Origin of the sequence: Microvirga sp. KLBC 81 (assembly GCF_003075415.1) — a bacterium.
Classification (GTDB): Bacteria; Pseudomonadota; Alphaproteobacteria; order Rhizobiales; family Beijerinckiaceae; genus Microvirga.
Map to the genome: position 1 here is coordinate 32,986 of NZ_QDAH01000016.1, position 21,936 is coordinate 54,921.

Sequence of the window (21,936 nt, forward strand, 5' to 3'; positions counted from 1 at the left end):
GCCATTTAAAGGAAGAGCCATGAGCGAGCGTTCAAGTCGGGACCGACGCCTGCATGCGGAGACCCGCCTTGTCCACGAAGGCACGCTGAGATCGGAATTCGGCGAGACATCCGAAGCGTTGTTTCTGACCCAGGGTCACGTTTATGCCAGCGCGGAGGAGTGCGAGGCCCGTTTCAAGGGAGAGAGCCCCGGATTCCTTTATGCCCGCTTCTCGAACCCGACCGTCTCGATGTTCGAGCAGCGCATCGCATCCTTCGAGGGAGCGGAGGCCGCGCGGGCGACGGCGACCGGCATGGCCGCGGTGACGGCGGCCCTCATGGGCCTGCTGCAGGCCGGCGATCACATCGTTGCCGCGCGGGCGCTGTTCGGATCCTGCCGCTATGTGGTCGCCGAACTCCTGCCACGGTTCGGGGTTGCATCGACGCTTGTCGACGGAACGAACCTCAATGCGTGGCGCGGCGCCGTGCGGCCGGAGACGAAGGTGTTTTTCCTTGAAAGTCCGGCGAATCCCACCCTTGAGGTGATCGACATTGCAGCCGTCGCGCAGATTGCCCGCGAGGTGGGCGCGAAGCTGGTGGTGGACAACGTGTTCTCATCGCCGCTCTGGCAGAAGCCGCTGGAGCTCGGAGCCGATTGCGTTGTCTATTCGGCGACGAAGCACATCGACGGGCAGGGGCGCTGTCTCGGTGGGGTCATTCTAGGGTCCGAGGATTTCATCCAGACCCATATCCACACACTGCTCCGGCAGACGGGTCCGTCAATGTCGCCGTTCAATGCCTGGGTGCTGCTGAAGAGTTTGGAGACGCTTCCGCTGCGGGTCGAACGCCAAACCCGGACGGCGGCCATCGTTGCCGATGCACTCGCGGGACATTCGAAGATCAGGCGCCTGATTTATCCTGGCCGCGCCGATCACCCGCAGGCCGCCGTCATCGCGCGGCAGATGAAGGGAGGCTCGACGCTGATCGCGCTCGAGATCGAAGGTGGTAAAGCGGGCGCTTTTCGCTTCCTGAACGCTCTCGAATTGATCCGGATCTCCAACAATCTCGGCGATGCGAAGAGCCTCATCACCCATCCGGCCACGACAACGCACCAGCGCTTCACGCCGGAGGAGCGCGCCGAAATGGGAGTCTCGGAAGGACTCGTCAGGCTGTCGATCGGCCTTGAACACACAGATGACTTGATCAACGATCTGCTGCGAGCCCTCAAGCGGGTTTGAGACGGTTTCCGTCTTAGCGACGAGGATGGCCATGGCCATGAAGGTTATTCTCCACGTCCCTTGGAAAAGTACATCGAGATCCAGGTTCGGTCAGACACTCCCGTGCAGCACTTCCTCAAGGAGCTGAAGGGCTGATCGAGGCATTCACAATTTCCAATCATTCATGGAACCGAGTACAGTATCACTTTAACGTATTCGGAAGATTATTTCACGAAGCTTCGGCGCGGCTCTGTAGCCACCCAGTCTAACCTGTCTTTCCAGATCGCCGCTGACCGACGTGAATACTTAAAACATTTTTGAGCGGCTTTCGCTGCCAAATGGCCGGATCCGAATGGTCTCTGATGTTTATAGGCTCTTTGGAATTGTCAGAACGTATGTACCGTGGAAGGTACTTTGTCCTTGGCCTGACCTCAAGCTGCACAAGGTTCAGCTTGCGCCCTATCATTATTATTCCCACTCGCCTTGGCTCAACCCGTCTCCCCGGAAAAGCGCTCGCCGATATCCATGGTGAGCCATTGATCGTGCATGTTTGGCGGCGAGGCCTTGAGGCCGATATCGGTCCTATCGTCGTATGTGGCGACCAAGCAATTGCCGATGTCGTGCGAGCGGCTGGAGGCGAAGCTGTTCTAACTGATCCCCACTTGCCGAGCGGCTCCGACCGGGTCCAAGCGGCGCTTTCTATGATAGACAGGGAGCAACGCTACGATGTTGTGGTTGCTCTTCAAGGAGACTTGCCAACGGCTTCGCCTTCGATCCTTCGCGCAGCGTTAGAACCGCTACAAGATAGTCAAGTCCATATTTTCAACTTTGGCGACTATCATCAGGATATCATCAGGAGCCGGGCGGAGCTTGAGGCGCAACAAGTTGTCAAAATCGCTCTCTCCTACCCGGATGGTGCGAAGCGAGGACGTGCGATTTACTTCAGTCGCAACGATCCCCGCTGGGAAGGGGCCCATTACCATCACATCGGTCTCTATACGTACCGCCGCAGTGCTCTGGAGCACTATGTTCGCCTCTCAAGAGGCACTCTTGAAGTCCGAGAGAGCCTGGAACAGCTTCGCGCGTTGGAGCATGGCATCCACATCGAGGTCATCGTGGTCGATAGCGAGCCTCTCGGCGTTGATACTCAACTTGATTTGGAGCGAGCGCGACAGCTCCTATCCTAAACGAGAGCCAAAGACCGATTTCGCGGAACGGGCCTTAGGGAACGCGATCAAAGCTATCCCTGCCAACCGTTCCGAAACGAAAAGAGCCCGCCAAGGCGGGCTCCTTCAATCTCCTTCAAGTTGCTCAGTACACGCTTAGGCGTACTGGACGAGAACCCACGTCACCGCCCGATTTCCGTAAGGCGGCATGCGGTTGCCCTTGGAGATTGGGGCCGTTGTGCTGGGGGTACCTTCAACCCGCCACACGCCGCTTTCTGGGCAGGTTTCCCCCGTCCGGGCCTTGGTTCCGATGGGAGCTCGTCTTGCTGCAGTCTGATACATAGCCGTTGCCTCGTATTCTGGGCCGTCCACCATTGGCGACCTTGGCCGTATAGATAAAACGAACGATTGCGCGCGTCAAGGTGAAGCAGTACGATTTCGTTTGTGCCTGTGAACAAGTGTCTGCTATGGGCGACGCCCTATCGTGCTTGAGGACAGCAAAGGACCAAAGCCATGGGACCAGGACTATGAGCATCGGAGCTCGGCTAAAGGAGCTCAGAGTTAGAAAAAATAAGTCGCTCCAAGAACTTGCCGACGCAGTCGGCGCATCAAAAGCTCACATTTGGGAGATCGAGCGAGGGGGCAGCAAGAACCCTTCAATGGATCTCCTGACCAAGCTTGCCGAATATTTCGACGTATCGGTTTCGTATCTCGTCGGCGAACAGCCACCTTCCGAGGAGCAAGAGGAACTGATTGTTCTTTACCGCGACCTCAAGGAGTTGGATGAGGGGGATCGCGAGGCCATTCGCGGCCTGATGAAGCGCTTCAAAGAGAAGAAACGAGGGGATTGATGCCCGTTTGCCGAATGGACCTTGCCGATGCAGGCTCGCCCGAGAAGATCGTCTCTTTGATCCTCCAGTACGAGTCCAATCTGTCCATCCCGGTTCCTATCGAGGAGCTCTGCCGGCAGCTCGATATTGAGGACTTCCAAGACCTCGAGTCAGAAGGTTTCGAGGGAGGCCTTCTGACTGACAGTGACCGCTCGTTCGGCTTTATCCTGGTTAAGAAGGGATACGAGGAGCGGCGTCGGTTCACGATCGCGCATGAGCTGGGGCATTTTCTGATGCCCCACCACATCCCTGATCGGGAGGGGCAGTTCTTGTGTTCCCGTGCCGATATGCTTCGGCTCGGGGCTAAGGAGACCGATCGTCGCGAGAGGATGGAGGCTGAAGCCAATCGCTTCGCCTCCCTTATCCTGATTCCACCGCCTGCTCTTAGGTTGGCCTTAAGACCCTACCGTGAGCCCGATTTGGCCCATATCCCGAAGCTGGCGCGAGATTTTAAGGTCAGTAAGGAGGCCATGGCGCGGGCCTATGCCCAGCACCATGAGAAGCCAGTTGCCATCCTCGTCACGAGACATGGCAAAGTTCTTCGGTGCTATAAGCACATTCAGTTTCCGTTCGTTGTTCCATCCAAGGGCGCCCCGGTGCCCGCAGGCTCGCTCTTTCACCGCGGCCTCCATGAGCAAAACATCGCCAGCGATCCCGCTGAGTGCATCCCTGACCTCTGGATTGAGGTCAAGCGGGGGGAGCGAGCACCGACACTCTACGAGCAGGTCTATGCTCAACGGGACGGCTTCGCCCTCGTCATGCTTCACCTCGAGCACCCAGACGAAGATGAAGAGGCTGAGGAACGAGATCTGGAAGAGAGCTGGCGGATTGGGTTTCGCGGCAAGCGTCGGTAGCCGATTTTTTCTGCAATGGACATAGCTCCGCCCTTTCCACCTTCCGGTATGCCCTGAGGGACATTGTGGAAGCCCTTGGCTAAGTTGCGCACCGTGCAAAAACGTGAACTCGGCTTTCTGGCTCAAACGATGCGCTCATCCAAGATGGAGCATCGGACAGATCCCGAAAGGGCAAATCCACTGTTGGATCCGAGGCTCTAGCTCGCGTTCGTGGCGACGGGTCGTCCGGGATCCTGGGTCCACTCCGACATCGAGCCATCGTAGAGCGTTATGGCAGGGCATTTGAGCACTTCCGAGAGAACGAACCAGTTCGTCGAGGCGAGGTGGCCGGCGTTGCAATAACTGATCACGGGCCCTAGCGGAACAGGCTCGAAGAGCTGCTCGAGTTCGGCAATGGGGCGCAGGCGTCCCGTTCCCGGCTGGAAGGCTCCGTTGTGGTCCAGGTGCACCGCACCCGGCAGATCGCCGGCGCGCACAACCTGCGGGCTCTTCTCGCGCCCGTCGAACTGCGCCTGCGAGCGCCCGTCGAGCAGCGTAGCACCGGCTCTCATGACGGCCTTCTCGACAGCCTGGACCTCGGCTCGCAGACTTCCTGTCAGCCGCAAAGGGTAAAGCTCGCTCACCGTTGGGCATGACAATCCCGCTTCCGCGGGTTTGCCGGCTTCTCGCCAAGATCGATAGCCGCCATCGAGCACCGCCACACGTCCGTGCCCGGCAACCCTGAAGGTCCAATAGACCCGTGCAGGGCGCTGAAATCGGATGCAGCCTCCCCAGCCGGGACGATGACCACATGATGCTCGGGGTCGTGCCAATGCGGCTCAGCAGCGCGGATAAATGACCTACGTTGGGTAATAGGCCGCCGGCGCCACCCTCAGTGATCCGCCAGCCATCAGTAGCGTAGTCGCTGTGAACGGCGCGAGGAACGTGGCCAGCTTCGAAGGCAGCTTGCCCGCCGCTCTCCGCCGAGCGGATATCAACAATCAGAATCGAGGAGTCGGCGATATGCTCTGCAAGCCATTCGGTTGAAACGAGTGGTGAAATAGTCATTGTGAGATCCTGGGCACTTAGGGAACGACACGGGGATCGACAGTCCAGGAGTGGGTGATCTCCGCAACCTGACCCAGCATGATGGATGCGGAGCAATATTTTTCTTTGGACAGTTGGATGGCCCGCTCGACCTTCTCGGGTGAGAGTCCCTGGCCTGAGAGACGGTACTGGAGGTGAATCGTTGTAAACACCTTCGGATCCGTTTGCGCCCGCTCGGCTTCCACCTCGACCACACAATCGGCGATAGGCTCACGACCGCGCTTCAGGATGAGCACCACGTCGAAAGCCGTGCAACCGGCCAAACCCAGCAGCATGAGCTCCATGGGGCGGATCCCGACATTGCGGCCGCCATTCTCAGGCGCGCCGTCCAGCACGATGGCGTGCCCACTCCCGGATTCAGCCGTAAACATCATGCCCTCGACCCAGGACACGCGCGCTTTCATGCAGGTCATTGCATTTCCTTGAATATGAGCGTCGGGCAGCCCAGCCGTCAGCGCAATTGGACGCCGTCCGCAATCAAGCCGACGGCGTCACTGTTTGGGGCGAGGGGCGAGAGCCCCTCGCTTCGTGTGTGAAGTCTCGGATCAGCTTGCCCGCGTGGGCTGGGGCACGATGCGCAGATAAGGCTTGGGTGCTTTCCAGCCGCCGGGATACAGGCTCTTTGCTTCTTCGTCCGAGACAGAGCCGGCGAGGATGACATCCTCGCCTTGCTTCCAGTTTGCAGGGGTGGCGACCCGATGCTCGGTCGTCAGCTGGAGGGAGTCGATGACCCGAAGCACTTCGTCGAAGTTACGACCTGTGGTCATGGGATAGACCAGGACGAGTTTGATCTTCTTGTCGGGACCGATGATGAAGACATTGCGAACGGTCTGGTTGTCGGCGGCCGTACGCCCCTCGGACGTTTCGCCCGCATGGGCTGGGAGCATGCCATAGAGCTTGGAGATCTTGAGGTCGGGATCGCCGATGATCGGATAGTTGACGGCCGCCCCTTGTGTCTCCTCGATGTCGCGCGCCCAGGCCTCGTGCTTCTCGATAGGATCGACGGAAAAGCCGATGACCTTCACGCCACGGCGGTCGAACTCGGGCTTGAGCCGCGCCACTTGCCCCAGCTCCGTGGTGCACACAGGGGTGAAATTCTTTGGGTGAGAGAACAGCACCGCCCAGGAATCGCCGATCCACTCGTGGAAGCGAATTGGACCCTCGGTCGTTACTGTCTCAAAATCTGGAGCAATCTGGCCGATTTGAAGTGTCATGGCAGGGGATCTTTCTCCGGTACACGTGGTTCGGTCTCTGCCTTTTGCAAAGCAGTGTGCAATCGAGTGCTCCGACCACATGCGTTTCATTGTTTCGCTGCCAGCCACAAGACGCATGTTCCAAATCCTCGTCACGGCCTCAGCCATTCGCACTGAACGAGATGGCTCCCGACGAAGTCGAACCGGAGGAGAGAATGCACCGGCTGGCAGCGGTTGAAGTCTCCGGCAGCAGGAACACCAAGTCAACAAAAATGTTCTTTTTATCGAACCTATGGTGATGGATTAACTTGATTTGAAAGGCCTCGGCTTAGAGAAGAATATTCTAAGCGGGAGACACTGCGGGCATATCTGAGCCGCGTAGAAGCCTTTGTGGCAATTGCCCCGAACAAATAAAAATTAATCCTCCGTTGAAAAGCTCGATTTCGAAAAGAACATGCTACGGCAACACGGATAAAGTAGAACTTTATTCTGCAAGCCTATGTCTGATCCCTGCAAAAAGAACAAAGGGAAGGTGCAAAACAACGATGCGAATGATCACAGTCGTTTGACACTTGTTCTTTTTAGCGGATACATTTTGCCCTGCTCGGGAGCGGTCGGCGGTTTGCCGCCTGCTCCCATTTTGATCGGGACCCGGGAGGGTAGGATGCAAAGCAATTCCCTAGAAATCGCTCGAGCGAAAGCACATTCTCGGCTGCGGGCGATCTTGCGGGCCGTCGGTTTGATTTTCATCGGGGGCGCTGGTCTTCTGACCCTCTCCGGCACCACATCAGCCGAGACACAGCTGCTGAACGTGTCGTACGATCCGACGCGGGAGCTTTACCGCGAGATCAATCAGGCCTTCGCGGATGAATGGAAGGCGATCACCGGCGAAACCGTTACCGTCCGTGCGTCCCACGGCGGCTCAGGTGCACAGGCTCGTGCGGTTATCAACGGTATCGAAGCCGATGTCGTGACGCTTGGCATTCCGTCCGACATCGATGCTATTGCAAAAGCGACCAAGAAGATTTCGGCCGACTGGCGCAGCAAGTTGCCGAGCAGCTCCTTGCCGTACACTTCGACCGTTGTCTTCCTGGTCCGCAAGGGCAATCCGAAACGGATCAGGGATTGGGACGATCTCGTGAAGCCCGGCATTCAGGTGATCACGCCCAACCCGAAGACTTCCGCAGGCGGTCGCTGGAACTTCCTGGCCGCCTGGGGCTACGCGCAGACCAAGGACGGCAGTGCCGACAAGGCGAAGGAGTTCGTAACTGCTCTCTACAAAAACGTTCCGGTGCTCGATACCGGCGCACGCGGCTCAACCGTAACCTTCGCTCAGCGTGGCCTGGGAGATGTGCTGCCGGCTTGGGAGAATGAAGCCTTCCTCGTGCTCGATGAATTCGGCCGCGACAAGTTCGAGATCGTCGTACCGACCCTGTCGATCCTCGCCGAGCCGCCGGTTGCCCTCGTTGACGGCAATGTGGATGCGAAAGGCACGCGCAAGGTCGCCAAGGCCTATCTCAAGTTCCTCTATACCGACAAGGCGCAGGCGATCTTCGCCAGGCACCATTACCGGCCTATCAAGGCCGAGGCCGCCAAGCCGGAGCATCTAGCCGAGTTGCCGAACCTGAAGCTGTTCACGATCGAATCCCTACAGGGCAACTGGGATGACATCCAGAAGAACAATTTCGACTCGGGCGGACTCTTCGACCAGATCAGCAAGCGCTAAGTCATGAGCTCTGCTTCCCCCTGGCGTTTCAAGCAGTCGAGCGTGATTCCGGGCTTCGGCATCACGCTCGGATACACTCTGCTGTATCTCGGCTTGATCGTGCTGTTGCCCCTTGGCGCGCTCGTGACGAAGGCCACGAGCATCGGCCTCACCGGGATACTCTCCACCGCCGCTGATCCTCGGGTCGCGGCCGCGTTGTGGACGAGCTTCGGCGTCTCCCTGATTGCAGCTGGCGTCGCATCCGTATTCGGGCTTCTCGTTGCCTGGGTCCTTACGCGCTACGACTTTCCGGGCCGGAAGCTCGTTGACGCGATGGTGGATCTGCCATTTGCTTTGCCGACGGCCGTGGCAGGCATCGCATTGGCCGCTCTCTACGCGCCGAATGGATGGATCGGATCATTTCTCGAACCTCTCGGCATCAGGGTCGCCTACACCCCGCTCGGCATTTTCGTGGCCCTGGTCTTCATCGGGCTTCCCTTCACCGTTCGTACGGTTCAGCCATTGATCGCAGAGATCGAGGGCGAGCTGGAGGAGGCCTCTGCAACGTTGGGTGCCTCGCGATGGCGCACGATTTGGGGTGTTCTGCTCCCGCCGCTCCTGCCTGGAGCGCTCACGGGATTCGCGCTCGCCTTCGCCCGTGCTGTCGGTGAGTACGGCTCCGTCATCTTCATCGCAGGCAATCTTCCTTATGTCTCGGAAATCGCGCCGCTGCTCATCGTGATCAAGCTCTCGGAATATGATTATACGGGCGCAACCGTGATTGCGACGATCATGCTGGCGATCTCCTTCGCGGCCCTTTTGCTGATCAACCTGATCCAGGCCTGGAGCCGCAGGAGATACGGTTATGTCTGATCTTAGTGCCGCATTGCCGCGGCCGGTCGAATCACAGCTCAGCGTCGTGACTGAGCGGAAATTGGTTCGCTGGGTGGCGATCGGGATTGCTCTTGCTTTTCTTCTTCTGTTTCTCGTTCTCCCGCTCATCGTCGTTTTCGCGGAAGCGTTCAAGCGGGGCCTGGCAGGCTATTTCGCGGCCTTCCAGGAAGAGGATGCACTCTCGGCGATCAGGCTCACGCTGACCGTCGCGGCCATCGCGGTCCCACTGAACCTTGTCTTCGGTCTCATGGCGTCATGGGCTATCGCCAAATTCACGTTCAAGGGCAGGAGCCTTCTGATCACCTTGATCGACCTGCCGTTCTCCGTCTCACCGGTCGTCTCGGGCCTGATCTACCTGCTCCTCTTCGGGGCTCAGGGATTGTGGGGATCCTGGTTCATGGCGCACGGCATCAAGATCGCCTTCGCGCTGCCCGGCATCGTTCTTGCGACCATCTTCGTAACCTTTCCCTTCGTAGCCCGCCAGCTCATCCCGCTCATGCAGGAGCAGGGCACAGCGGAAGAAGAGGCAGCCCTGACCCTCGGGGCGAGTGGCTGGCGCACATTCGTGACTGTGACGCTCCCCAACATCAAATGGGGCCTGCTTTACGGCGTTCTGCTTTGCAATGCGCGCGCCATGGGTGAGTTCGGCGCGGTTTCCGTCGTGTCGGGCCACATTCGCGGCCTGACCAACACCATCCCGCTTCATGTGGAGATTCTCTACAATGAGTACAACTTCGTTGCGGCATTTGCGGTCGCCTCACTCCTCGCCTGTCTCGCCCTCCTCACATTGGCGCTCAAGTCCTTCCTCGAGTGGCGTCACGGAGCCGATCTCGCCGGCGGCGCATCCCACTGAGCAGGGGCGGGCCGTCGACATCCGCGTCGCAGGCGTGACGAAGGAGTTCGGGGGCGCGGCCGCCCTCCACGACATCGATTTGACCGTGCGGCCCGGGGAGCTCCTGGCGCTGCTCGGCCCCTCAGGCTCCGGAAAGACGACGCTTCTGCGCATCATCGCCGGACTGATGGAGGCTGACCGCGGGCAGGTGTTCTTCGGTGGACAGGATGCCACCTTTCTGCCCGTGCAGAAGCGCCAGGTGGGCTTCGTCTTCCAGCACTACGCCCTGTTCAGGCACATGAGGGTCGCGGACAACATCGCCTATGGCCTGCAGGTGCGCGAGCGGGCGAACCGGCCGCCGAAAGCCGAGATCCGGCGCCGCACGGCGGAGTTGCTCGATCTGGTTCAGCTTTCCGGCTACGAGAGCCGGTTCCCCGCCCAGCTCTCTGGCGGTCAGCGCCAGCGGGTCGCTCTGGCGCGGGCCCTTGCCGTTGAGCCGCGTGTTCTGCTGCTTGACGAACCCTTCGGCGCGCTCGACGCCAAGGTGCGCAAGGATCTGCGGGCCTGGCTGCGCGACATTCACGAGCGCACCGGCAAGACGACGGTCTTCGTCACGCATGACCAGGACGAGGCCCTGGAACTGGCGGACCGGGTGGCAATCCTCAGTCAGGGGCGTCTGGAGCAGGTTGGCAGTCCCGATGACGTGCAGGATCATCCCGCGACGCCCTTCGTCATGACATTTCTCGGTCAGGCCGCACGCTTCTCCGCCGACATCCGTGACGGACGGGTGCTGGTCAACGGAAAGCCCGTACCTGTCGCCGCTCAAAGATCCACCATCGGACGAGCCAGTCTCTACTGCCGTCCCTGGCACCTGACGCCGACAGCGATCGGCCAAGGACACTACACGGGCACCATCAGTGGGATTCGGCGCCTTGGATCCATACGGCGGATCGAGGTCTCGCAAGCCAATGGAACAACACTGGAGGTCGAGGTGCCCCTTCGGACGAGCCTGCGGCTTGGCGAGGAGATTGGCTTGGAAATTCTGGACGGTGTGATCTTCCGAGATGATTGAGCGTGCCAGGATCAAGCCTCGGCTGGCATCTATCAACACGGGGCAGGACGTCGTACCGGCAATACGCCGTCTCTCGATAGTGGATCATACGGCTCTCCGCAGATCTCATGTCCGCGGAGCCAAGGCAGGAATTTCGCTGATGACACCCTAGACGGGCCTCGCCGCCTCGGCCGGGGTGTCCAGGCCGATCCCGATGAGGCTGTCAGGCACTTGGTGTCTCCCGGTCAAGATCTCCGGACCGATCTATGTTAGAACGTTGAAGCGCTGGGGCCTGTAGCTCAACGGTTAGAGCCGGCCGCTCATAACGGTCTGGTTGGGGGGTTCAAGTCCCTCCAGGCCCACCATATTACCGCCCATCCAAGCACAAGGTCGAGACGACCGCCTATGTATGCCTTTTGAGAACCGAAACCTGCGATCACGACCATGACTGACCCGCATCACCTTCAGGAAACCGACCTTGTGGAGCACAACGGTTATCAGATCCGCCTTAGCCCCAGTGGCCTGGAGTGGATGGTGTTCGTGGCCCTGCCCAAGCAGCGCCCGACCCTGATCATGGCGCCGGATCGTGAAGCTGCTCTTGCTAAGGCCTACGAATGGATTGAGGCGCAGCGTCGCTCTGAGAAGGACGCGCAATGACCTACCGTCTGATCCAGCTCGCACCCGGTACCTATGACCTCCTTCTGAATGGTGAGAATTGGGTCACGATAGCCCTACACGTGCACCGCGGAACAGCTTGAGGATCTGCCGCGCAGCAAGAGACCTGCTCCGATCAAACAGATCGAACATTGCTTTTCGACTCTGGAAGAACTCCGCGTCTGGCTTGTCGACGCAGAGGTGAACAACACCTTTGGGAAAAGCTTGCAGGTTCGCCGCACCTGATCATGCAGTCACACTGAAATCTGATCTGTCGGAGTTACAGCATCGGATGATCAAACAGGCGCATCTCCAGTAGCTTTGAGGTCGTTTCCGCACTCGTGCGGTTCGAAGAGATCACAGAGATCGCCGATGGCGCACCAGAGCGCCCCAAGCGTTCTGGCTCTTGCTTTGCGCAAGGATAATCGGGAGTGCTCCACCGCCGTTTGCCAGCGCTGGTGCCAGTTGCATCGCGGGATAAGCCTCCAATACCAAGAGCAGGTGACCGGGCGCCGCAGCTGCGGCGCGACTTCCATGCGCTCGGCGCAGGGGGCCCCCGCACGAGAAGAGGAGCTCAGTTCACGCAAGATTCAGCAGTGTCAGTTCATCGTGCTAGCTCAACAGAGCGGGTGAAGCCCCATGCGCTCGCCGAGATCCTTCAAGCACACATGAGCCCTCCTCCCTCCGTCTCCGCCGTCGCGGATTGCCCATCCATCGCCGAAGGTGTCCCCGCGATACCGACCGCGAGAGGCACCGCTCCCGCCAGGGATGCGACCTTCGCCGCCATCGGCCTGGCTGTCCTGTCGACCGTCTTCTTCGCCATGGGCGATGTCGCCGCGAAGGTCCTGACCGGCACGCTCCCGGCGATCGAGGTCACGTGGCTGCGCTACATCGTTTTCTGCTCGGTGGTCGTTCCGACGGTCTTCGTCGCGCGTGGCGCGATGGCGATGCACACGCCGCGCCTGCGCCCCCAAATTATCCGGGGGCTGGCCGTGGCCGGCTCAGCCGTCCTCTTCATCCTCGGACTGGAACACCTTCAGGTCGCCGAGGCGACGGCGATCAACTTCATCTCACCGATCTTCATCACCTCCCTCTCGATCCCCCTTCTCGGAGAGAAGGTGGGCCTCCTGCGTTGGGCCGCGGCGGCGGGCTTTCTTGGCGTGATGCTCGTCGTCCAGCCCGGCAGCTCGGCCTTCCAATTGGCCGCCCTGCTGCCGATCGGCGCCGCACTCTCTTGGGCCGTGGCCGCCATCGCCACCCGCCGGATGAGCTCTGAAAGGCCCGAGGCGACCTTGGCGTGGTCGGCGGTGATCGGGCTGATCGCCCTGACAGCCTTCGTGCCGTTCAACTGGCGCACCCCCACCGCTGCGGAGATCGGCCTGGCCATCCTGATGGGCGCCTTCTCGACCATGGGCCACTGGCTCATCATCCTGGCCTACCGCAAGGCCGCAGCGTCCACTATCGCCCCGTTCTCCTATGTCCAGCTCCTGTTCGCCGGGCTGCTCGGCTTCGGCGTCTTCGGCACCGTTCCGGGGGCCATGACCCTCGTCGGCGGGCTCGTTATCGCGGCGAGCGGCCTCTACACCGCTCACCGTGAGCAGATCAGGGCCAGGGAGGCGAGGCTGGCTGCCGCCGGCATCCGTCGCCCTTGAATTGCGGTCCACGGCACCTGATGGCTCTGATCGAGAGGCTTCCTTGGACGTAGATTTATCCTTCGCATCGTCAACGTTGCTCATTCGAGCGGCGATCGTCCCCATCCTTCAGACGATCAGGCTCCCTGCTGCCATCTTTGATGGCGGGAAGAGAACCTGTCCAGGCACAGGATAAACGTCACCGCGAACCCGACGGTGAGAGTGGCGACGGCAAGGGCAACACACAGACGCAGCATCGGACAGAATACCGCTGAAGAACTGGTGCATAGGCGCAGACGGCCAACGGCCGATCAAGCCGGTTTCAGTCAGCGGCTGGATTTCACATGGGGCTGAGACTTTCGTGCATCACGTCACATCACGAGGTCATCATGTTTGGATGAGAATACCCATACTCTGACGCTGACATGCTGCACCACGCCTGAGCCGCATCCCTCGCCATCGCTGACCGGCATGGCTCATCAGCGTGATCCTGCTATGAGTGTCGGCCTTCCCGCATAGCACCCCTCAATTCATTGAAGTGACCGATCCTCAGATCTTCGCCTTTCTGGTGATGCCGTTCCTGTTCGTCCTGACCTGCAGCCTGGTGTTCGTCAGCAACCAGAAACCGAGATCGCAGAAACCCGCAGATCCGCCCAGGCCTAACTCTTATGCGCGCAAGCCACGTCAAAGACGAACGCGGCCAAACAAGCTGACGCGGCGGAGGATTAGTCCCATCTGGCAGCGGGCTTGCGGGTCCCGCTTCGTATGACTCTCAATTGCTGTCGGTGGTGTCGATGGGAAGGTCACAAGAGCCATGTCCGTGTTCTGAGGGCAAAGCTTCACTGACGATGGAGACAGGCCTGCCCCCATGTAGCAGCATCAAGGTGACCCGTGTGTCCCCAAGGCTACGGACACCAGCGGGCAAATCGGTCAGAGAAACTCCGGCCGAGCGGCATGGCTGCTCGCCTCGTTGCCAATTTCCAGAACCAGCTGAATTTCCTGAAGGTGTTCCCCATGCATCAGACAGAAGTCGCAGCGCCTGCTTTGCCTCCTGGGCCGGCACCGACGTTCACGGCGGCTGCGATCCGATTTGTCGCCTCCCTTGCGGCTCTGATCGGTGTCAGTCTCCTGCTGGCCAGCCCCCGAGAGCGCATCATCCGGCATTCTGGTCTGGTCCATGATGCAGCGGCCGGGGGCCTCCTCTCTGGGCTTCAAGCGCCTCTGCCACGCGGGGCGCTTCTGGTTGCCGACCTCTCGCCCGCCTGAACCATGAGGAGAGGCGAGCGCGTGCGCGAGGGCTCCTTCCCCGAGCGAATAAGTTTCAACGTAAGCAAAGATCTCCCCGTACAAGGGGAGCCGTTCACATTTTGTCTTCCAGAGAAGGGAAGTCGGCGGCAAGCGCCTGCTGAAGGATCCCGTCGCGGATCGCCCGTTTTCTGCCGCCGACCATTCTGGCCATTTCGTAGACCCGATCTTGGAGGGCAATCACATCCGACATGACCTGAAACGGCGGCTCAGGGGGGAGCGGCTGCTCCAAGCGTTCCTCCAATTCATTGATCAGATCCGCGATGACCGTGTTGTCGTCCCTTAGCCGCTTCAATTCAGCACCGAGCATATCCGATGTCTCCTGTGTCCTTCCGGGTACAGCCGAAGCCCTACATCCAGGGCACTCTCCTCTCGTGTATGAGGAGAAGCTGAGGGACAGCTCCTTTCTTGGAACTCCGGCGCCTCTGCCTCAGCGGGTGCTTCTCTTTATCGAGGTTGTGATGGTGGTGGGCAAGAACGTAACCCGGGAGGAGTTGATGGAGGCCGTGCGCCAGCAACTCGGCCTCTCGCGGGCGGAGTCGACCGAAATGGTTCAACAGGTCCTCGAGGGGATTTGCGCCACCCTGGCAGCGGGCGAGACCATGAAGCTGTCGGGTTTCGGCACCTTTACTGCGCGCGAAAAGGGCCAGCGGGTGGGGCGAAACCCCAAGACAGGTGTAGAGGTGCCGATTGAACCGCGGCGAGTGATCAGGTTCAATCCCTCACCAGTTCTCAAGGCTCACATCAACGGCAACAAAAAGAAACCCCGCTCGGGGTAGAGCCGAGCGGGGTTCTGTTTGGGAGGCTTGATACACAACGCAGCCTGTCTTGAGTATAGCGGTACGGAGTAAACATCCCGTTGTTCCCTCAGGCACAGACGCCAAGCCGATTGCCTGGGAAATTCGGCAGCAGGTGCGGGGTGTAATCTGGCAGGCTGATCCCAAGACTGGCTTCCACCCCCTTGCCTGCGCCTGGCTCCGGCTCACGGAATGCATGAGCTGGCCCAAGTGCTCCTGAGTGATAGCCAATGTGATTTGATGCTCTTCAACCTGCAAAAGGCCGACGCAGACAGCATCGACGGGCAAGGGAGGTTCTATGATTCCTACCAGTGCAGAGCTGACCGCAGAGCAGCAGCAGATGATTGCCCTTTGGGCGGCAGGCACCAAGAGCATAATTGAGGCGCACCTCCGCACGAGCATGATGAAGGGGATTTGGGACCTGATGGCAGGCTGAATCTTGCCCTCGCGCTAGAAGACGACGGAACGGGAAACGCTCACTGGTTCTATCTTTTGGCGCACCCATCCGGAGACACCACGCTCAAGTCCCTGCCAAGAGATCAACGTGCTGCCTTACTCGCGTGATGCATAGACTGCATAGATGTCGGGTGAGAACCGCCATTCAACTCACGTACGGGATGGAAGGACGTCACCGCACTGCTGTGTAGCGACTCACTCTTGGTGGGCGTTTTCCTTACTGGATTTCGGACCACTGGAAACAGTGACCCTTTCTTGTCGGAACGTCAGCAAAGGCCCATTGCGCAATAAATGGAATGTAATCGATTTCACTTCCGATACGATCTTGCGCGATCTTAGGCTTTCGTATAACGCCCTGCGTGACGATCACGTAGCGTCTGGCTGTTTCCAAAAACAGAGCCGTTCCGCTCTGCACCTTGAGCCGCTGCTCTCTAGAGCCGCCCCTTTCTTTTAAGCACAACGGGGTTTGCTTCCATGCCGCGTTACCACTTTGACGTTCGTTATGATGAGGAAGCGTGGTTGACCGATCCAGACGGAATGGAGCTGCCCCATCCGACGGATGCGCGCCGGGAGGCTCTCCTGACCGCGGCAGAACTCGCCAAGGATGCAGTCGGTCGGCACAGTCGGATCTCTGTGCGGATCAGAGACTCTCATCCCGAGCCGCTCCTGACGGTCAACATTGCCGTGGCAGAGAAGAAGCGGGATCCTGGGACAGCATGAACAAGGGGCCCGAGTCGCACCTGCCAGCGATGGCTTGTTCATGCTGACCGGGAGTGTGCTCAGTCTGATTGTTGTCTCCCTCCATCACCTTCATTATGGCTTCTCCCATCAAATTCCAGAGAACGTCGTCATCCATGTCTTCGCGAGCTCAGTCTTGGCGCATTTGGAGGCGCAGTCTTGGGCTGTCTCATCTCTGTCATCGGCAGGCGACGTCGATAAGGCCGATCATTTCGGTTCCGTTGCAAAGCCCCCTGGCAAGGCAAATCGACGCTATAGAAGACCTAGACCCTCCCCCTTGAAGCGAAGCTCAAAGGCTTCGGACGATCAATGCAGCTCGACTTCCCCACTCTTGGTGCTGTGTTCGTTCTGAACACAGCCATTCTCACGGCACTGCTTTTCTTCGCCTGGGCGCTCAATCGACAGGTCAAAGCCCTTGCTTGGTGGGCACTTGCGTTCTTTCTCGTCCTCATGGGGATGGGCATCATGGTGGTTGCGCAGGGGACACCGTCCCTCGCCACCCTGCTTAGTGCCAACACTCTCTTGATAGCCGCCTATAGTGTCCTCTACGGAGGCTGTCAGGCGTTCAATGCTCGATCGATCAGTCTCCCGTCGCTCTTGGTGGGCGTGGTCCTGTGGTGGGTGGCATTCCCCTTCATCGCTGACAGTTCAACGACAAGATTGGTCCTGACCTCCGCAATCGGCGCTGGTTACGCGCTGATGTCGGCCTGGGAGCTCTGGTGGCATGCCCGTCATCGACTGGCATCGCAAGTCGCTGCCATCATTCTCCTGATGGGACTGGTTGGCTTTAACACACTGCGAGGACTGCTTGGATTTTCGCTCGCGCAGTCTTTTTGGATCGCTGGCCCTGTGCCACCATGGTCCGGTGCGATGGCCATCGGAACTGCGACCTTCATGCCGACGATCGCATTCGTCTTTCTGTCCATGGCGAAAGAGCAACTGGAGGATCACTACAAGCGGGCAGCTTTGATCGATCCGCTGACAAAGATCCCGAACCGCAGGGCCTTTCTCGAAGATGCCTCAGCGCTGATGTCACAGCAGCGCCATGCGCCCACCAGTTGTCTGCTCTTCGATTTGGACAACTTCAAGCAGATCAACGATACCTATGGTCATGAGGTGGGTGACTATGTGTTGGAAATCTTCGGCTCGATCTTGTCCGACCACCTTCCCGGTGGCATCTACGGCCGCTTGGGGGGAGAGGAGTTCAGCGCAATCGTGCCTCTCGACGAAGAAGCCGCTGGGAGACTGGCCGAGCACATCCGGCATTCGTTTGCATCTGTTGCGAAGATTGTTCGCGGCCAGCGGGTGGATGTGACTGTCAGCGTCGGTTGTGCGACCAGTGCAACGTCAACCGTGAAAGACCTGCTCCGCAATGCAGACACCGCTCTGTACCGAGCCAAGGCTCAAGGTCGGAATGTGGTTGTCTCTCTGTGCCAAGAATACTCGACTTAGAGTCCTTTTTAAGTTATTGATAAATTGTGCTTTTCCGCCCGACCAGGGACTTGATCGACAGCTAAATATCAATGGCTTACAGGCGTTTTCCCGACCGGCTTCCGCCCTTGCGGAAGGATTCTTGAAGCATTCGATTCCGTCTCTCAATGCTGCATCACCTGAACAGCGCCTCCAGCCGCGCCCGCTGCTCCGCGTGCTTGTCCGGGTTGTCGGTCTTGAGACGCTCGAGGTTGAGGCATTTCCAACGGACGGCGGGCAGATCCTTCGCCTGCGGCAGACCGATCTGCTCGAAGTCGGGCTGCGCGTCATGGAGCGAGAGCAGGAAGGCCGCGATGCTGCCGCCCAATCTGGATCGGATGTCACCGACCAAGCGCTCCCTCGCTGCCTCGAGTTCCTCCAGGCTCACGGGTTCCCGCGTCATGCCGACGAACTCCTGGGTGTAGAGATCGGCCTGCGAGGGTCTGTCCGTCCCCAGAAGCTCGTGCATCGGTCGCCCTGAGCACGCCACGTACACAAGGAAGACCCGGAACAGGTCATCCGTCAGCCCCTCGTGATCATACAGCAGCTTCACGTCGTACAGGTCCCGCGGGTGCGTCCGGTCCAGGGCGGCATGCAGCTTGCCCCCGAACAGGTCCTCGAACGAGACGACCTGCATTTCCGCGAAGCCGAATTCGTCCTCGACGGCCTCGGCGACCTGCATCAACCGCGGAGGCATCACGGTTCCCCGCATGACGGGGGAGGTCTCGATCTTGATCTGCGCCCGGGCATTCCCGATCAGGATGCGGGTCTCGTTGTTGCCGCCTCCAGCGATGCGCTGGATGCGCATGTCGCGATTGCCTTGCGACAGCCCGGCGACGATCCGGCCGAGCGCGTCGTCGATGCCGCGCAAGGACGTCGCCCGGTCCTCGATCGGCAGGTAGGTCAGGTCGATGTCGACTGACAGCCGCGGCATGTCCCGGTAGAAGAGGTTGATGGCCGTGCCGCCCTTCAACGCAAAGACCGGCTCCCGGGCGATGGTTGGCAGGGACTGGACGAGCAGCCGAACTTGCTCCGCATAGAGGTTACGCATACGCTCCGTCTCCGTCCTTCACCGCCGGGACCATGTCCGCCGGGACATAGACCTGATAGGCGGGGTGCAGCTTGCCCCCCTTGACCAAGGCGCGGGGGCCTGATCCCAGATCGATGGCCGCCTTGTCAATGTGCTTGAGCCAAGCATGGCCGTGCTTGTCGGCGAACACGAAGAACAGGCGCTTGACCTTTACGCTCCGGCAGGCTTGCAGGAGGGACATCAGCCGCCGGGGCCGGAGATTCGTGAGTCCCTGGAAGATCATGTCGACGTTGTGGAAGCTCTCATGATCCGGCAGTTCGTCGAGAACCTCGAGGATCGCGCGCTCGGGAGACGAGAGGCGCATCGGCCACCTCCACGGACTTAGCATCGGTCCGCCTCCGCTATCGGTTCCCTGCCCGGGTGACTGCTCGGTACTCTCGACCCCCAGTGGATCGGTTCCGAAGAGGGATCGGCTCCTGATCACGAGCCGTTCGTCGACCGGCAGCCGCCGGAGCCAGGACGGCACGTCGCCGTAAAGGTAGACGCGGCCCGGCCCGCCGAGTGACAGGTAATGGGCATGTCCGCGGGCCTCGAGCGCGCTCAGTCCACCGAGATGGACGTCCTTTTCCAGGATCCATTGGAGTGAGAGAAGGACGGCTTGCCAATCCGTCTCGGACGTCGTGCCGGCCTGCGGGGGCAGGGGCCGGCGGTACACGCCATGCGCTACCCTTTCGAGCCACCCGCGCTCCACGTACTCGTGGATCGACCGCGGATCGACACCTTGCCGCTTGAGCCACGCGGCATCAGTCATGAAGCCGGGTGGAAGGCGATCCAGAAGGGCTTTTAACCCAAGCGATTTTTGATGAGCCATACTCATCAAATTCGCACTTTTCTAAAAAACTGGCAATGGCTCTTTTTAAATTTACCCGAATTCGATGAGGAAGCCTCAAGGAAAAAAGGGATTCCTAAAAACGCTCATACGGGGGGGCGGCTTACCCCAGCAGGCAATCCATGAATACCTCCACTCGAGACCATTGACGGTGACACAACACTTCCATAAGTCTCGACATATGGAATCAGAGGACGTCATCCTGGCCCTTGCGGCGCTTGCCCAGTCGACCCGTCTCGACGTGTTCCGGCTGCTGGTCAGGCACGAGCCCGACGGCCTTCCCGCCGGCGACATCGCCCGCGAACTGGCGGTCCCGCACAATACCCTGTCGTCCCATCTCGGCATCCTCTCCCGCGCAGGCCTTGTCCGTTCCGAGCGCAGGAGCCGCTTGATCATCTACCGGGCCGACCTCGATCGGCTCCGCGAGGTGGTGACCTTCCTGCTCAAGGACTGCTGCGGCGGGCACCCGGGCCTGTGCGCCCCGCTGATTGATGCCCTGTCACCCTGCTGCCCTCCCAAGGAGGTTGCCGCGGGGTGACGTCTCCCCTTGCCCCTGCTCCCCGGCGGTTTTCGCCCGACCTGAGGTCACTCCCGATGGACGTCATCATCTACCACAACCCGGACTGCGGCACGTCCCGCAACACGCTCGGCTTGATCCGCAACGCCGGCATCGAGCCGCATGTCATCGAGTACCTGAAGACCCCGCCGACCCGGCTCCTTCTGCGCCAGCTCATCGAGCGGATGGGCGTCGCGGTCCGCGAGGTCATCCGCGAAAAGGGAACCCCTTACAAGGACCTCGGCCTCGACGATCCGTCCCTGACCGACGACCAGCTCCTGGACGCGATGATGGCGCACCCGATCCTGATCAACCGTCCCATCGTCGTCACCCCCAAGGGCGTGCGCCTGTGCCGTCCGTCCGAGGCCGTCCTCGACCTCCTGCCGCCGCAGCAGGGCGAGTTCGTCAAGGAGGATGGCGAGCGGGTCGTCGACGAGCACGGACGCCGCGTGGCGACCGCCTGAAGGATTCCCGCATGTCCGTGTTCGAACGCTACCTGACCCTCTGGGTCGCCCTGTGCATCGTGGCCGGCATTGCCCTCGGCCACGTCTTCCCAGGGTTCTTCCACGCCGTCGGCGCGCTGGAGATCGCCAAAGTCAACCTGCCCGTCGCGGCGCTGATCTGGCTCATGATCATCCCGATGCTGATCAAGATCGACTTCGCCTCGCTCGGGCGGGTGCGTGAGCACTGGCGTGGCATCGGCGTGACCCTGTTCATCAACTGGGCGGTGAAGCCGTTCTCGATGGCGGCGCTCGGCTGGCTCTTCGTCGGGTACGTGTTCAGGCCCTACCTGCCCGCCGACCAGATCAACTCGTACATCGCCGGCCTGATCATCCTCGCGGCCGCGCCGTGCACGGCGATGGTGTTCGTGTGGAGCCACCTGACCAAGGGCGAGCCGCATTTCACCCTGAGCCAAGTGGCGCTCAATGACGTCATCATGGTGGTGGCCTTCGCGCCCATCGTCGGCCTCCTGCTCGGTCTGTCAGCGATCACCGTGCCGTGGGACACGCTCCTGTTGTCGGTCGTGCTCTACATCGTCATCCCGGTGATCCTGGCCCAGTTCCTGCGCGGGCGCCTGCTCGCGCAGGGTGGCGAGGCGGCCCTCACGGGACTGCTGCGAATCCTCCAGCCGCTGTCGCTGGTATCCCTGCTCGCCACCCTCGTGCTGCTGTTCGGCTTCCAGGGTGAGCAGATCCTCGCCCAGCCCTTGGTCATCGCCATGCTGGCGGTGCCGATCTTGATCCAGGTCTACCTCAACTCCGGTCTGGCCTACCTCCTCAACCGGATCGCGGGCGAGAAGCATTGCGTTGCCGGCCCGTCCGCCCTGATCGGTGCCAGCAACTTCTTCGAGCTCGCGGTGGCCGCCGCCATCAGCCTGTTCGGATTCAACTCCGGAGCGGCGCTGGCGACTGTGGTCGGCGTGCTGATCGAGGTGCCCGTGATGCTCACGGTCGTCTGGATCGTGAACCGCAGCCAGGACTGGTACGAGCGCGGAATAGGGCGTACGACGTCCTCTCAACGGGAGATCTCCGTCGGCGAGTGAC

At 60.3% G+C, this 21,936-nt stretch carries 24 protein-coding genes and 1 tRNA gene; 19 read left to right on the forward strand and 6 right to left on the reverse strand.

Translation table 11 applies throughout. The features are described 5' to 3' along the window. Positions 1 to 19: 19 nt before the first annotated feature. The 4 genes from DC522_RS12825 to DC522_RS12845 all read left to right on the forward strand — a co-directional run bounded on the left by DC522_RS12825 (position 20) and on the right by DC522_RS12845 (position 4,105). Positions 20 to 1,216: an O-succinylhomoserine sulfhydrylase gene (locus DC522_RS12825; protein WP_116529094.1), complete on the forward strand. Its 1,197-nt coding sequence runs from the start codon at positions 20 to 22 to the stop codon at positions 1,214 to 1,216. Between the two features lie 431 nt (positions 1,217 to 1,647). Continuing rightward, complete coding sequence (locus DC522_RS12830; RefSeq protein ID WP_245444117.1) at positions 1,648 to 2,382, forward strand: 3-deoxy-manno-octulosonate cytidylyltransferase; 735 nt, start codon at positions 1,648 to 1,650, stop codon at positions 2,380 to 2,382. A 506-nt stretch (positions 2,383 to 2,888) separates the two neighbouring features. Next, a complete protein-coding gene (locus DC522_RS36855) occupies positions 2,889 to 3,212 on the forward strand; it encodes a helix-turn-helix domain-containing protein (protein ID WP_047192179.1) in 324 nt (107 codons plus the stop codon). Beyond that, the gene (locus tag DC522_RS12845; protein WP_047192180.1) at positions 3,212 to 4,105 is read left to right on the forward strand and encodes an ImmA/IrrE family metallo-endopeptidase; all 894 of its coding nucleotides are present in this window, start codon (positions 3,212 to 3,214) and stop codon (positions 4,103 to 4,105) included. Before DC522_RS36855 ends, DC522_RS12845 begins: the two co-directional genes overlap by 1 nt. A 197-nt stretch (positions 4,106 to 4,302) precedes the next feature. On the opposite strand, the gene DC522_RS12850 is transcribed toward DC522_RS12845, so the two are convergent. The 3 genes from DC522_RS12850 to DC522_RS12860 form a co-directional block, all read right to left on the reverse strand. Next, on the reverse strand, positions 4,303 to 4,806 hold the full coding sequence (locus DC522_RS12850; RefSeq protein WP_371679485.1) for a sulfurtransferase: 504 nt from the start codon (positions 4,804 to 4,806) through the stop codon (positions 4,303 to 4,305). Between the two features lie 363 nt (positions 4,807 to 5,169). Next, positions 5,170 to 5,595, reverse strand: a complete 426-nt coding sequence (locus tag DC522_RS12855; RefSeq protein ID WP_116529138.1) for an OsmC family protein — start codon at positions 5,593 to 5,595, stop codon at positions 5,170 to 5,172. Positions 5,596 to 5,736: 141 nt separating this feature from the next. Further along, positions 5,737 to 6,405 (reverse strand): peroxiredoxin, encoded by a 669-nt coding sequence (locus DC522_RS12860; RefSeq protein ID WP_116529096.1) that lies wholly within the window; start codon positions 6,403 to 6,405, stop codon positions 5,737 to 5,739. 643 nt (positions 6,406 to 7,048) lie between these two features. Between DC522_RS12860 and DC522_RS12865 the strand changes: the two genes are divergently transcribed. The 8 genes from DC522_RS12865 to DC522_RS12910 all read left to right on the forward strand — a co-directional run bounded on the left by DC522_RS12865 (position 7,049) and on the right by DC522_RS12910 (position 14,417). Further along, on the forward strand, positions 7,049 to 8,110 hold the full coding sequence (locus DC522_RS12865; RefSeq protein ID WP_116529097.1) for a sulfate ABC transporter substrate-binding protein: 1,062 nt from the start codon (positions 7,049 to 7,051) through the stop codon (positions 8,108 to 8,110). Positions 8,111 to 8,113: 3 nt separating this feature from the next. Continuing rightward, positions 8,114 to 8,962 carry a sulfate ABC transporter permease subunit CysT gene (gene cysT / locus DC522_RS12870; RefSeq protein ID WP_116529098.1) on the forward strand — a complete coding sequence of 283 codons (849 nt, stop codon included), beginning with the start codon at positions 8,114 to 8,116 and terminating at the stop codon, positions 8,960 to 8,962. Further along, a complete protein-coding gene (gene cysW, locus DC522_RS12875; protein WP_116529099.1) occupies positions 8,955 to 9,836 on the forward strand; it encodes a sulfate ABC transporter permease subunit CysW in 882 nt (293 codons plus the stop codon). The genes cysT and cysW overlap by 8 nt, the downstream gene beginning before the upstream one ends. Then, complete coding sequence (locus tag DC522_RS12880) at positions 9,730 to 10,887, forward strand: sulfate/molybdate ABC transporter ATP-binding protein (protein WP_256369854.1); 1,158 nt, start codon at positions 9,730 to 9,732, stop codon at positions 10,885 to 10,887. The genes cysW and DC522_RS12880 overlap by 107 nt, the downstream gene beginning before the upstream one ends. Positions 10,888 to 11,154: 267 nt before the next feature. Further along, positions 11,155 to 11,231, forward strand: a tRNA-Ile gene (locus tag DC522_RS12885). A gap of 79 nt (positions 11,232 to 11,310) precedes the next feature. Beyond that, positions 11,311 to 11,523 carry a hypothetical protein gene (locus DC522_RS12890; protein ID WP_047192184.1) on the forward strand — a complete coding sequence of 71 codons (213 nt, stop codon included), beginning with the start codon at positions 11,311 to 11,313 and terminating at the stop codon, positions 11,521 to 11,523. A 665-nt stretch (positions 11,524 to 12,188) separates the two neighbouring features. After that, on the forward strand, positions 12,189 to 13,172 hold the full coding sequence (locus tag DC522_RS12905; protein ID WP_245444119.1) for a DMT family transporter: 984 nt from the start codon (positions 12,189 to 12,191) through the stop codon (positions 13,170 to 13,172). Between the two features lie 933 nt (positions 13,173 to 14,105). Beyond that, positions 14,106 to 14,417: a hypothetical protein gene (locus DC522_RS12910; protein ID WP_047192619.1), complete on the forward strand. Its 312-nt coding sequence runs from the start codon at positions 14,106 to 14,108 to the stop codon at positions 14,415 to 14,417. Positions 14,418 to 14,511: 94 nt separating this feature from the next. On the opposite strand, the gene DC522_RS12915 is transcribed toward DC522_RS12910, so the two are convergent. Further along, on the reverse strand, positions 14,512 to 14,766 hold the full coding sequence (locus tag DC522_RS12915; RefSeq protein WP_116529101.1) for a hypothetical protein: 255 nt from the start codon (positions 14,764 to 14,766) through the stop codon (positions 14,512 to 14,514). A 154-nt stretch (positions 14,767 to 14,920) separates the two neighbouring features. Between DC522_RS12915 and DC522_RS12920 the strand changes: the two genes are divergently transcribed. The 4 genes from DC522_RS12920 to DC522_RS12935 all read left to right on the forward strand — a co-directional run bounded on the left by DC522_RS12920 (position 14,921) and on the right by DC522_RS12935 (position 17,899). Next, complete coding sequence (locus DC522_RS12920) at positions 14,921 to 15,235, forward strand: integration host factor subunit alpha (RefSeq protein ID WP_116529141.1); 315 nt, start codon at positions 14,921 to 14,923, stop codon at positions 15,233 to 15,235. Between the two features lie 316 nt (positions 15,236 to 15,551). Continuing rightward, positions 15,552 to 15,689, forward strand: coding sequence for a hypothetical protein (locus DC522_RS34775; protein WP_165820147.1), 138 nt, complete (start codon positions 15,552 to 15,554; stop codon positions 15,687 to 15,689). Between the two features lie 494 nt (positions 15,690 to 16,183). After that, a complete protein-coding gene (locus tag DC522_RS12930) occupies positions 16,184 to 16,429 on the forward strand; it encodes a hypothetical protein (protein WP_371679465.1) in 246 nt (81 codons plus the stop codon). A gap of 327 nt (positions 16,430 to 16,756) precedes the next feature. Next, positions 16,757 to 17,899 carry a GGDEF domain-containing protein gene (locus tag DC522_RS12935; RefSeq protein ID WP_116529103.1) on the forward strand — a complete coding sequence of 381 codons (1,143 nt, stop codon included), beginning with the start codon at positions 16,757 to 16,759 and terminating at the stop codon, positions 17,897 to 17,899. A 154-nt stretch (positions 17,900 to 18,053) separates the two neighbouring features. Here the strand turns inward: DC522_RS12935 and DC522_RS12940 are convergent, their stop codons facing one another. Both DC522_RS12940 and DC522_RS12945 read right to left on the reverse strand, forming a co-directional pair. Further along, on the reverse strand, positions 18,054 to 18,968 hold the full coding sequence (locus DC522_RS12940) for a nucleotidyl transferase AbiEii/AbiGii toxin family protein (protein WP_116529104.1): 915 nt from the start codon (positions 18,966 to 18,968) through the stop codon (positions 18,054 to 18,056). After that, positions 18,961 to 19,824, reverse strand: coding sequence for a type IV toxin-antitoxin system AbiEi family antitoxin domain-containing protein (locus DC522_RS12945; RefSeq protein ID WP_371679468.1), 864 nt, complete (start codon positions 19,822 to 19,824; stop codon positions 18,961 to 18,963). The genes DC522_RS12940 and DC522_RS12945 overlap by 8 nt, the downstream gene beginning before the upstream one ends. A gap of 193 nt (positions 19,825 to 20,017) precedes the next feature. Here DC522_RS12945 and DC522_RS12950 point away from each other — a divergent pair, with 193 nt between their 5' ends. From DC522_RS12950 to arsB, 3 genes are read left to right on the forward strand one after another with little or no spacing between them, the layout of a single operon-like run. Next, a complete protein-coding gene (locus DC522_RS12950) occupies positions 20,018 to 20,374 on the forward strand; it encodes a helix-turn-helix transcriptional regulator (RefSeq protein ID WP_116529106.1) in 357 nt (118 codons plus the stop codon). Positions 20,375 to 20,430: 56 nt separating this feature from the next. Next, complete coding sequence (gene arsC / locus DC522_RS12955) at positions 20,431 to 20,856, forward strand: arsenate reductase (glutaredoxin) (RefSeq protein WP_116529107.1); 426 nt, start codon at positions 20,431 to 20,433, stop codon at positions 20,854 to 20,856. A gap of 11 nt (positions 20,857 to 20,867) precedes the next feature. After that, positions 20,868 to 21,935, forward strand: a complete 1,068-nt coding sequence (arsB, locus tag DC522_RS12960) for an ACR3 family arsenite efflux transporter (RefSeq protein ID WP_116529108.1) — start codon at positions 20,868 to 20,870, stop codon at positions 21,933 to 21,935. Position 21,936: the final 1 nt, after the last annotated feature.